The organism is Haemophilus sp. 27098_8_127 (genome assembly GCF_041433495.1).
Lineage (GTDB): Bacteria > Pseudomonadota > Gammaproteobacteria > Enterobacterales > Pasteurellaceae > Haemophilus_D.
Genome location: NZ_JAPWBP010000006.1, coordinates 77,506 through 90,004, shown reverse-complemented (window position 1 = coordinate 90,004; position 12,499 = coordinate 77,506). Strand labels below are relative to the sequence as shown.

Here is a 12,499-nt window from a genome sequence, read left to right as displayed (position 1 = left end):
GATCATTGCGCTAAACTTTGCCAAGGTAAAACTAACATTTCACCAAAAGACACTTGTTCAGATCCGAGTACAATTCCGACCGCACTTTTTAATAACTGCAAAATTGGTTCGGCAATATGAATACCCATAATAAACATGAATAACAATAAAATTGCCATCGCCACGAGTGAAACTTTGTTCACATCCCCCACTTCAACATTATCTGGCTGTTTGCCTAATACAGTTTTTAATACCATTAAAGACAATCCAGCTAACACAATAGTGAGTAAAATTAAACAGAATACCATTAACCAAGTTTTACCTGCGTAAATACCAGCAACAGCAATACTGAATTCACTGACGAACACGTTAAATGGTGGAATACCACCTAGTGCTAATGCACCTCCAGCAAATAATACCGCTGTCATTGGTGCCACACGCCATAAACCACGTACTTGGTTCATATCACGTGTTTTGTATTTCAATAAAATGTTACCTGAAGCACAGAACAGCAAGGTTTTCGCTAAGCTATGGTTAATGGTATGTAATAACCCAGCAAATACGCCTATTGGGCCACCTAAACCAAAAGCGAAGCTAATTAAACCCATGTTTTCAATACTGGAGTATGCCAATAAGCGTTTGATGTCGAATTGAACGATAATAAACAACGCCGCCACTAATACAGAGAGTAAACCAAATACCAACAACAAGGTTTGCGGGTATGTAGAACCGACTGCTTTAGAAACTAAGATGTAATAACGCAATACCACCAACATGGCACAATTCAATAGCACAGCTGATAGAATCGCACTCACTGGACTTGGTGCCTCACTGTGCGCATCAGACAACCAAGTATGCATTGGAAATAGACCGCATTTAGTACCAAACCCAACCAAAATAAAGGCAAAAGCAAGATACATGAGCATTGGATTCAAACCTGCTGCCTGTTGATTGATTTCTGTCCAGAAAATAGCTTGGCTTGGGTCAGCTAAAAGATTAGTTCCATTAGAGAACGTTAAAATTGTGCCATACAATCCAAACGCCACCCCAACTGAACAAATAATGATGTATTTCCATGCTGCCTCAAGAGAGGTTTTTTGTTTGTATGTGCCGACCAAGAATGCAGAACTTAATGTAGTTGCTTCAATGGCTGCCCACATCAAAATCACATTATTGGTGATCACAGAAATAATCATGGTAAAGAAAAACAAATGCAAAAAGCCGTAATAATTGCAATATGTTTTCAAATCAAGATGCCCTTCGCGATATTCCGTACCAATGTAGCCGATAGAATAAATACCGGCTAATGTTCCGACAATAGCGATGAGACCTAAGAAAATAGCAGATAGACTGTCGATGTAAACCCAGTTATTTAATGCACTGATTTCCCCCTGAGTTAGCACGCCATTAATAACTTGTAAGGCAAATGCTAACATCAAAATCAAACCTGTAACATGAAGTGCGGTACAAATTGTCCGTGCTTTTGTCACGCCACAAGCAAAACTGGCAAGTGATATTGCTAAAGGTGCGATTAATAACGCGATTATCCATTGTTCATACATAGCGTTACCCCTTCAAACTCATAAGTTGTTTTGCATCTAATGAATGGAATGTACGATAAATTTTGTTTACCAACACCACCATTATGATGACGGCAAAAATAGCATCTGTGGCAATTCCGATTTCCACTAACTCAGGTGCTTTATTTGCCAATAAGGCTAATGTGAGATGAGAACCGTTTTCCATCAAACAATAACCGAATACTTGTTTTACGATATTGCGTTGGCTAACAATGCATACTAAACCTAATAAGAAGTGACTTAATGACACTGATAATGCCGGTTTAAGATGTGCAACCAACGGTAAATCGATTGGGACAACAACAAAGTAGCACAATGTAACTATCACTGCTGTGATCGGGATCAACCAAGCGACATTTATTCCAGCTGGAGTTTGACTTTCATCCACTTTTTTCATCGCATAGATTAAAATTGCTGGCACCAAAACCACTTTGGTAATAAATGCGCTGATTGACCACATATAAAGTTCATGGGCTTGCATTTCATTAGCAAGATAAACAAACAGTAATACCAATACCAATGATTGCAAACTATAAAATAACGCAGCTTTTTTGGCGGTTCGAACCATAATTACGCAAAGAGAGGTAATAATGAGTAAACACGCAAGTCCATTTATCATTAACATAGATTCCTCCTTAACCTAACCAGCCAAACCTAACCAATATGCGGCGATAAAACTGGACACCACGGACATCACCATTAATACAACTAACACGAAACGCATAGAGAATGGTATAGGTTGTGCATTGGCAACCGCTTCTGATGGTTTACCGATGACACATTGTCCGAATTTATACAACAACCATACGAATGTCGCGGTAGATTCAACTAAAGCAAGCACCATTAACCAAGTAATCCAGCCATATTCATGGCCTAATTCAAATCCGGCCGCAAATAATGGATATTTACTGAAGAATCCGTTAAACGGTGGCACCCCGGCAATCGCTAACGCGGCTACGCCAAATCCAGCCCCTACCACTGGCATTGTACGCATAATGCCTTGTAGTAATGGCATAGAACGGGTTCCAGTCGCATAACTTAATGAACCAGCGACCAAGAAGAACAAGCTTTTCGCGAAAGCATGGTTGAAGATGTAGCTAATCGCTGCCACAAAGGCCAATTTAGAACCTAATGCAGCAAGAGAAATCCCAATGAAAATATAAGACAGTTGGGTAATGGTTGAATACGCCAATAAACGTTTTAAGTCAGTTTGTGGCAAGTACATCAAGAAGCCATAAATTAAGGTAATCATCGCCATAATGATGCCGACTTCACCCACAATATGTGGAATCTCACCAGCAGACATCACAGAACGAGCGAAGATGTACACCCCAACTTTAACCATTGATGCGGCGTGCAAATACGCACTCACCGGTGTTGGTGCTTCCATCGCATTCGGCAACCAAATTTGCATTGGTAATTGTGCTGATTTACCCCACGCAGCAAACATCACACCGAATAACACGATGGTTTTCGCACTCGGGTCTAAATGCTCTAATGCAGTGATAGAGAAAGTACCTGATTGGCTGAATAAATAGGCTGCGGCAATATATAACCCGATTGCCCCCACGTGGGTGATAATCAAGGCTTTCATTGCGGCTGCTTGAGCTTTTGGTGTTTGGTAATAACTGATTAATGCCCAAGAACATCCCCCGGTAATTTCGAAGAACAATAATTGTCCTGCTAAAGTTGAGGAATACACCAAGCCCGCCATGGCACCGATAAAGATGAGCAAGAATGCATAAAAACGTGGTAACCCATTATGTGGGTGTTCACGGTTTTTATCAGTTAAGTAACCACAAGAATATAAGCAGATTAAGAAACCTAAGGCCACAACGGCAAAGGCAATTAATGTACTGACTGCATCAAGCGTTACACCAAAGATCGCGGTTTTATCAAAAGCGACGATGTCATAAGTGACGCTTTGATGACCATCGGCAAACCATTGTCCTGCGACTAACAAGGTTCCCAGCGTAGCAAGCGCAGCAAATACTGTGGCAATTTGAGCAAAATGTTTTTTATTCAAACCGACAATAAACGCCCCTACGAAAGGTAAAATGATTGTAATCAGAGCTAAACGTTCCATATTTGTCCTCCTTACAACCCAGTGAAGTAAAATACAAACGCCAACACAGAAATGCCGAAGCCGACCACGGTTAAACGTCCTGTTAACATAAAGCGGGTACGAGAAAGTGTGTTCTCAAAAACACAAGCCAATACGAACACCACTAATAATTTCACGAAGAATAAAATGCCACCTAAAATGACCGCACTTAAGCTCATCTCTGTCGGGATACCGAAAGGAAGCAACACACTCACAAAGATAGATGCTACAACCATAGATTTTAAGCTTAAGCCGACTTTTAATAAGGCGAGTGCTGGACCAGAGTATTCTGTCAATGGACCTTCTTGTAATTCTTGTTCCGCTTCCGCCAAATCAAATGGAATTTTACCCATTTCAATAAATACGGCGAAGAATGCTGCAGCGATAGCAATCACTGTCGCAATTGGATATTGCCAAGTGTTTTCGGAAAGTGCATTACCGATAACCGCAAAATTGGTTGAACCGGCAATTAACGCAATGACAAGGAATGCCAACATGAGAATTGGCTCTACCAAGACACCTAATGTGACTTCACGACTTGCCCCTAAACTTGAGAATGTGCTGTTTGAATCCAAACCCGCAATTGAAAAGAAGAAACGGAACAAGGCGAATAAGTAAATCACGGTGATTAAATCACTGCCAGCGCCAAATGGTGCAACACGAGTAAATAAAGGCAAACTCATGGCGACTACCATCACGGTGCTAATTAACACATAAGGCATCGCTTTAGAAACCCAACCCGCATTGTCAGGCCAAATGTTTTGACGTTTCATTAATTTCGCAATATCGCGATAATCTTGTAACAGACCCGGACCGCGGCGAGATTGAATACGCGCACGGATCATACGTGAAATACCGGAAAATAACGGTGCAAGGGCAAGCAAAATCAAGGCTTGCACGATGGCAAAAACAAACATTCCGGCAGATGTTGCAATTTCTGAAGGTAACGTAATCATCTTCAACCTCCTACATCAACGCAATGGAAAGTAGTATTGCCACCAAGGCAATCACGAAGTACACGCAGTACACACGGAAGTCACCTTGTTGCAACCATTGGATTTTTGTTCCTAACCACGGAATAAAACGAGCGATAGGCATCGTCATTTTTTCTTCCCAGAAAGGTTCAGCTTTTGTTGCGCCTTTAATTACCGCTTGGATGCCTTTATCACCTAAAGGTGCAGGATCCAACACTTCACGCAAGGTATAAAGCGATTTGAAAATCGTACGTAACGGACGAGTGAAACTACCTGCAGAGGCAGCCATATCTTGTTCATAAGCATAACCACAAGCCCATGGATTGCCTTTTGCACGATCGGATAAACGTTGATTTTTGGTGAACGCATAGAAACTAAATGGCAAAAAGAAAAATGCCAATAACATGATAGTCACCATTGGTGTTGAAAGTGCAGTATGCGGTTCAGCTTGTGCGACCACTACGCCATTTTGAGCCAACATTAACGGTTCGCTATGAGCAAGTGCGGTCGAAATTTTCGCAATTATTGGGGTTACCACAGATGCCCCCACACCTAACAACACACAACATAACGCTAATACCGCCATGGCAATCACCATTGGTTTTGGTACTTCGCGTGCATTAGCTGCTTTTTCACTACGTGGTGCACCACCGAAGCTGATACCGTACACTTTCACGAAACAAAGTGCCGCTAACGCACCAGTCAATGCCAACATAATGATGGCAATCGGACCGGCAAGTTTTAATACGAAATCATCACTTTGGCTTAAGGTGAATAAAGATTGATAAGTAAACCATTCACTGACAAAACCGTTAAACGGTGGCAATGCCGAAATCGCCATGGTACCGATTAAGAAACAGAATGCAGTGTAAGGCATAAGTTTGCCTAAGCCGCCCATTAAGTCCATGTCTTTAGTATGCAAGCGATACATTACTGAACCTGCACCTAAGAATAACAAGCCTTTGAACACGGCATGGTTAAGTAAGTGGTATAACCCACCAAGTAAGCCCACGGTTGCTAATACTGGATGATGTGTCGCGATACCAATCATACCAACGCCCACACCCATCATAATGATGCCGATATTTTCTACCGTGTGATAAGCCAAGAGTTTTTTGATGTCATGTTCTGCCAAGGCATAAAGTACGCCGAGTACGGAAGACACCGCACCGAAGCCGAGTACGATAACGCCATACCAAACATTGGTAGAACCGAGAAGATCAACTCCTACTTTAATGATCCCGAAGATACCGATTTTAACCATCACACCAGACATCATCGCTGATGCATGAGAAGGCGCAGCCGGGTGAGCTTTCGGTAACCAGCTGTGTAATGGAATCATCCCGGCTTTTGCGCCAAAACCTAAAAATGCCAAAATAAAGGCAGTAAAGGCAAGCGGTGCCGGCAAAGTGGTTTGACGGAATGCACTAAATTCAAAACTACCGGCATAGCAGTAGAAAATGAAGAAGGCGATCATAATTAATACCGAACCGGCATGCGCAATAAAGAAATAGAGCAAGCCCGCATTTACGGCGTTGTCATCTTGTTCGGTAAGGACTAAGAAATAAGATGCCAATGACATCATTTCAAAGAATACAAGGAAGTAGAATGCATTATCGCTGGTGACTAACGCAACCATGGAAGCGATAAATAAATTCATAAAGAAGCCCATGGAACCTGCGCCTTTACCTTTGTACTCTTTTACATAAGAGAAAGAATAAAGTGCGGTCACAATAACTAATAAAGAAATGACACACACCATAAACGCCGCCAATCCGTCAATACGGATGGAGAACGAGGCAAATTCAAATGGGGTTTTGAAAACATCAACGACTGTGTCGCTGCTGATCAGAACGGGGATGCAGGCAACAATACCTAACACTCCAGCAAGTACACCGGTCACGCCGGATATATTGATTGAAAGTTGTTCGTTTCGTCTCACTGCGAGCGAAATAAACGCACCTACGACATAAATCAACAGGGTCGTGATGAGTAAATTGATAGGTAAACTCATAATATCACTCCATTGATTACAAGTTAAAACACACTAATTATCTTGGAATAGCAGGCGAAGAAACCATTGCCATTTCACGTTTTCTTTCGTTAGCCTGCTTAATACTCTCATCACTAATAATAAATAACGTTTTGGTCGGACAGGTTTGAACACAAGCCGGACCATCTTCACGGAAATAGCAGAGATCGCATTTCACAGCAATGGCTTTCACGCCTGGTTGCCATGCCAGCATATTGTGTAAATCTGTATTATCTGGTGCTGTACGAATATCTCGTTTTACCGCATCTGTGAAGGAGAACCCTTCGTAATAGGTTGGTGCGTCAATCGGTGCTGAACCATGTTGGGTAATTGCACCGAATGGGCAAGCAATACCACAGAGTTTACAACCGATACAGAGACTTTCGTTAAGTTGAATGGTGTCATTAATATGTGTGATTGCGTGCACCGGACACACGGTAGCACATGGTGAATCATCACAATGACGACAGAGAATTGGCACGGTTACATCATCATTACGCATGACTTGTAAGCGTGGAAAAGATTGTAATCCGAAAGCTTTATGCACTTCGCTACAAGCGGCCATACAGGTGTTGCATCCAATGCAATCCTTCGGATCACCGATTACAAAACGATTCATACATTCCCCTCCTTGTATGTAAATAACGTTTCTACAATAACCACTCTGGTAGTAAGGATACTCCTGTCGAAAAGTAAAGCTCAAGAAGTAATTCAAAAATTTGTGATTAAGATCAAAAGATTTTGATTGTTTTTCTACTGCTGTGATGCAGCTGTTAAATAACCGTGAAACATAATAATTTTATGTTAAAAATGTGAACAAATTTCCAACAAATAGACATCACCTTATTTGAAATATCGCTATACAAATTTAAATGGTTACGTGATAAAATTTTCTTTTCGCAGTATGTTTATTGGCACACAATAAACAATTCATCTCATAAACATTCTAACTAAGGACAGATTATGTGTTTAGGTATTCCGGGACAGATCATTCAAGTAGCTGACAGCGCATTACAGCTTGCTGTAGTCGATGTCTGCGGAGTAAAAAGAGAAGTTAATATTTCATTAATTTGTCAGGATGACCCAAAACCTTTGGTTGGCAAATGGGTTCTCGTACATGTGGGTTTTGCCATGACAATTATTGATGAAGAAGAAGCCAAACAGACGCAAGAAGCCTTAATTGCCATGAGCCAGCTGGAACACGAAGTCGGCGATTTTCTTGGCCTCAATCAAAAATAAACAGGATTGCGTTATGCAAGGGATCGAATTACGCATAAAAGGAAAAGTTCAGGGCGTGGGATTTCGCCCTTTTGTCTGGCTTCTGGCAAATCAATATGGATTAAATGGAGATGTCAATAATGATGGACAAGGCGTGTTAATTCGTTTTGTCTCTCCACCATCCGGCTCTCTTGAACAATTTTTATCCGATCTACAAAATAAGCTTCCACCACTGGCTCAAATTACGGACATTACTCAGCGCACCATAGATTGGCCTGAAGCAGCCACAGTAACAAGCTTTACTATCCGGGAAAGCGAAAACAATCAAATGGACACGCAAATTATTCCCGATGCAGCAACCTGTCCACATTGTTTAGCTGACTTATTCGATCCCAACAATCGACGTTATCACTACCCCTTTACCAATTGTACCCATTGCGGTCCGCGTTTTACCATCATCAAGGCAATTCCTTACGACCGAAAAAACACGGCGATGTCTGTTTTTCCGCTTTGTCCACAATGTGAAAAAGAATACAAAGATCCAGCCGATCGTCGTTTTCATGCTCAACCCAATGCTTGTTCGGTCTGTGGTCCTCATATCTGGTTGCAGGATCGGGAACAAACGCTTGCTACTCATGAAACCGCACTAAAACAGACCGCACTTTTATTGCAACAAGGTCACATCGTCGCGGTAAAAGGCTTAGGCGGTTTTCATCTAGCCTGTGATGCGAATAATCAAAAGGCGGTTGATTTATTACGTCAACGGAAGCATCGTCCGACAAAACCGTTGGCTATTATGGTGCCTGATCTGCAGTTTTTACAGAATTTGAGTTCTCAAGAAACAGAACTGCTAACTAGCAGTGCTGCACCGATTGTACTGCTAGCAAAACATAAAGTACCCAATATTGCTGATAATATTGCGCCTAACTTGCAAGAAATCGGCGTCATGCTTCCAAGTAATCCACTACAACATTTGTTGTTACGTGCGGTTAATCGTCCGCTAGTCATGACCTCTGCTAACGCAAGCGGTCAACCTCCTGTATTGAAAAATGAACATGCGGTGGAACAATTAGCTGATTTAGCGGATTTTTATCTTTGTCACAATCGCGATATTCTACAACGTGCTGATGATAGCCTTGTTCGCGTTGCCTTCGATGGATTAGAAACATTGCGTCGTGCTCGTGGCTATGTGCCAGATGAAATATCGCTTGAAACACAAAGCACAAAAAATGTGTTGGCGTTGGGTTCTGATCTGAAAAATACCTTCTGCTTACTACGTCACAATAAAGCCGTACTGAGCCAACATATTGGTGATACTGCAAATGAGCAAGTGCGGTCACAATTAAGTGAAAATCTTGCATTATTTCAGCAAATTTACCAATTTAAACCAGACATTATCGCGGTGGATGCTCATCCTGGCTATTTTTCCTCTTCCATTGGTAAACAACTTGCCGAACAGCAACAAATCACACCAATAGAAGTACTGCATCATCATGCTCATATTGTCAGTGTGATGGCCGAACATCATTGTAATGAACCTGTAATCGGTCTTGCACTAGACGGTATCGGCATGGGGGAAAATGGACAACTTTGGGGAGGTGAATGTCTACTCGTTGACTATCAACATAGTCAATATTTAGGTGGTCTGCCTGCTGTGGCTCTGCCAGGAGGCGATCTTGCAGCTAAACAACCTTGGCGCAACTGGCTGGCTCACCTGCATCAATTTATTCCACAATGGCAAGAAATTCTCACTAAAACCTGTACAGAACCGAATTGGCAAATATTAGTCAATGCCATTGAACGCGGACTCAATTGCCCACCTATATCATCTGCGGGGCGCTTATTTGATGCCGTAGCTTATGCTCTCGGTATTGCACCAACTGTTGTTTCTTGGGAAGGCGAAGCTGCCTGCCATTTAGAAGCACTGGCAAATACCTCATCTTTGGCGACACAAGCACAAAGTGCGGTCAATATTCCAGTAAAAATGCCACTTATCGGCAATAAACTGGATTTGGCTTATTTCTGGCAAAGTTGGTTGAATTACCAGGCGCCTGTCGCAGATAAAGCCTTTGCCTTTCATTATGCTCTCGCCCAAGGTTTTGCTGAACTTGCTGCGAACCAAGCACGCAAACACCGATGCCGTACTATCGTATTATCCGGCGGTGTGATGCATAACCAACTGCTACGTCGTTTATTAAAAGAAAATTTGAGCGAATTCCATGTACTAAGTGCGCATAAACTACCGATGGGTGATGGTGGACTCAGTTTAGGTCAGGCGATTATTGCCATGCATAGAAACTGATAATCCTTAATATTAAATATAAGAAAAAGAGTTAATCGAAAAGTGACGATTAACTCTTTTGTTTTTTTGTATTTCTTTTTTATAGCGGAATACTGGAAAAGAAAACCAATAGTAACGGTGGCAGAATATTCGTGACAAATCCGAATGAAATCGCAATTGGCGTGACTTCAATACCTCCCGCTTTTTGGATAATTGGTAAAGTGCAATCTATTGCTGTCGCACCCGTAATCCCAATTGCAGTCGAACGGAAATGACGCATAAATAATGGGATGACAAATAAACTGACAATTTCACGGGATAAGTCATTAAAAAAGGCAATACTACCCTGTACTGGTCCCCATGCATTGGTTAATACCACGCTGGATAACGAATACCACCCCATTCCAGAGGCAAACGCCAATCCTTGCGTAATTGGCATAGCCAAAACGAAAGCAGCAATGATACCGCCTAGTAATGAAGTAAAAGTAAACACCATCCCCGTTTGGAAACCTCGTCTATTGAACAGAGCTTCTTTCAAGGAAATGCCGTTATTTCTTAGCTGAATCCCCACAAAGAAAATCAGTATGATCAATACATACAAATTGATACCAGTAGGCAACATGATATAGGATTTGAATAAGAAACCACAAAGGGTACCAATCACCACGGTGCCGGAAAGTTTGAGTGAGTCAATTAAGGAGTGCCAGCGAGAATCAATTTTACCTTGTGATTTAAGTGGCTCAGCGGGGTTAAAGCGGTCATAAAGCATCAAACCAATCATATTGGATCCCAAAATGATCGCAGATAGTGTCACCGCAGTTGTGCCAATAATCGGCAGTTTATGCTCTAAATCATCTAACTGGCCGAGTAAATAACCCATTAAGAAAAGAATAATGTAAAGCAAAAACATCACGATATGATTAATTTTTGCAATATAGGATTTATTATTGACCTTTAATAAATAACCTAACACCATCGGTATTAAGACAATTAATAAGCCATTTATCATATCCTGCATCATACTTCTCCTTTCTTATTCCATTGAAGCTAGCATACCCCTTTTCGTCCTCTTTTCAAAGCGCATAAAAAAGTGCGGTCAAATCGACCGCACTTTTAACCATCTGAAAATTAAACTGATTAGCCATTTACTTGGCGACGTGCTAATACAGCATCAGATAACTGTTTTAACACAATTTCTGTATCTTCCCAACCGATACAAGCATCAGTGATACTTTGTCCGTAAGTCTGCGCTTTACCATCGACTAAATCTTGACGCCCTTCAACGATATGACTTTCTACCATGACACCGAAGATCTGTTTTGAACCACCTGCAATTTGTCGGCAAACATCTTCACAAACTTCCATTTGTTTTTTGAATTGTTTGCTACTATTTGCATGGCTGAAATCAACCATGACATGTGGAATACGACCTGATTTTTCGATCTCTGCACAAACTTTTGCAACGTCTTCTGCTTTATAGTTAGGACCTTTATCCCCACCACGTAAAATGATGTGGCAGTCTTCATTTCCTTTTGTTGAAACAATCGCCGAATGGCCAAATTTTGTCACAGACAAGAAGTAATGCGAGGCTTCTGCCGCCCCCATTGCATCTAAGGCTACTTTTACGCCACCATTTGTGCCATTTTTAAAGCCTACCGCACAAGATAAGCCTGAAGCTAACTCACGGTGAACTTGAGATTCCGTTGTTCTCGCACCAATTGCGCCCCAGCTCATGAAATCAGCTACATATTGTGGTGTGATCATATCTAAGAACTCACCGGCTGATGGTACGCCTAAGTTATTGATGTCAGATAATAATTTACGTGCAATACGTAAACCATCATTTAAACGATAGGTATCATTTAAATAAGGATCGTTAATTAAGCCTTTCCAACCTACTGTTGTACGCGGTTTTTCAAAGTAAACACGCATCACCACTTCAAGTGTATCTTTATATTCATCACGTAATACTTTTAAACGTTTCGCGTAATCTAATGCCGCTTTAGGATCATGAATAGAACAAGGACCAATTATCACAAGTAAACGATCATCTTTTCCATGAATAATATTGTGTGCATGCAAGCGGGTTTCATGAACTAAATCAGCCGCTTCTTGACTTGCTGGAAATTTTTCTAATAAGGCAATTGGAGGTAATACCTGATCGACTTTTTCAATTCGGGTATCATCATTTGCAACTTTTACTTCGATTTCTTCTTTCTTCGTCGCCATATGTCACTCTCTAAATCTTAAATGTTGTGCTTAAATCTAATGGCGTTACTCTACACCTATTTTTTGTACTAGTAAACTAGTTCATTAAATTCATACACAATT

General features: G+C 41.3%; 10 protein-coding genes. 2 read left to right on the top strand and 8 right to left on the bottom strand.

Annotated elements, in window-relative coordinates; all coding sequences use genetic code 11:
- Window positions 1-2: 2 nt before the first annotated feature.
- From O3746_RS07740 to O3746_RS07715, 6 genes are read right to left on the bottom strand one after another with little or no spacing between them, the layout of a single operon-like run.
- Window positions 3-1,541: a hydrogenase 4 subunit F gene (locus O3746_RS07740; protein WP_049367958.1), complete on the bottom strand. Its 1,539-nt coding sequence runs from the start codon at window positions 1,539-1,541 to the stop codon at window positions 3-5.
- A 4-nt stretch (window positions 1,542-1,545) separates the two neighbouring features.
- A complete protein-coding gene (hyfE, locus tag O3746_RS07735) occupies window positions 1,546-2,184 on the bottom strand; it encodes a hydrogenase 4 membrane subunit (protein ID WP_005697594.1) in 639 nt (212 codons plus the stop codon).
- Between the two features lie 15 nt (window positions 2,185-2,199).
- On the bottom strand, window positions 2,200-3,645 hold the full coding sequence (locus O3746_RS07730; RefSeq protein ID WP_049365606.1) for a hydrogenase 4 subunit D: 1,446 nt from the start codon (window positions 3,643-3,645) through the stop codon (window positions 2,200-2,202).
- An 11-nt stretch (window positions 3,646-3,656) separates the two neighbouring features.
- Window positions 3,657-4,619, bottom strand: coding sequence for a respiratory chain complex I subunit 1 family protein (locus O3746_RS07725; protein ID WP_290959411.1), 963 nt, complete (start codon window positions 4,617-4,619; stop codon window positions 3,657-3,659).
- A 10-nt stretch (window positions 4,620-4,629) separates the two neighbouring features.
- Window positions 4,630-6,651: a hydrogenase 4 subunit B gene (gene hyfB / locus O3746_RS07720; RefSeq protein ID WP_049373257.1), complete on the bottom strand. Its 2,022-nt coding sequence runs from the start codon at window positions 6,649-6,651 to the stop codon at window positions 4,630-4,632.
- Between the two features lie 37 nt (window positions 6,652-6,688).
- Window positions 6,689-7,288: a 4Fe-4S dicluster domain-containing protein gene (locus tag O3746_RS07715; protein ID WP_014065505.1), complete on the bottom strand. Its 600-nt coding sequence runs from the start codon at window positions 7,286-7,288 to the stop codon at window positions 6,689-6,691.
- Window positions 7,289-7,632: 344 nt separating this feature from the next.
- Between O3746_RS07715 and hybG the strand changes: the two genes are divergently transcribed.
- The gene (hybG, locus tag O3746_RS07710) at window positions 7,633-7,908 is read left to right on the top strand and encodes a hydrogenase maturation factor HybG (protein WP_005696275.1); all 276 of its coding nucleotides are present in this window, start codon (window positions 7,633-7,635) and stop codon (window positions 7,906-7,908) included.
- 13 nt (window positions 7,909-7,921) lie between these two features.
- Window positions 7,922-10,189 (top strand): carbamoyltransferase HypF, encoded by a 2,268-nt coding sequence (gene hypF / locus O3746_RS07705; RefSeq protein WP_178162293.1) that lies wholly within the window; start codon window positions 7,922-7,924, stop codon window positions 10,187-10,189.
- Between the two features lie 79 nt (window positions 10,190-10,268).
- Here the strand turns inward: hypF and O3746_RS07700 are convergent, their stop codons facing one another.
- Window positions 10,269-11,186, bottom strand: coding sequence for a lysine exporter LysO family protein (locus O3746_RS07700; RefSeq protein ID WP_178162336.1), 918 nt, complete (start codon window positions 11,184-11,186; stop codon window positions 10,269-10,271).
- Between the two features lie 119 nt (window positions 11,187-11,305).
- The gene (gene aroG / locus O3746_RS07695) at window positions 11,306-12,397 is read right to left on the bottom strand and encodes a 3-deoxy-7-phosphoheptulonate synthase AroG (protein ID WP_178162295.1); all 1,092 of its coding nucleotides are present in this window, start codon (window positions 12,395-12,397) and stop codon (window positions 11,306-11,308) included.
- Window positions 12,398-12,499: the final 102 nt, after the last annotated feature.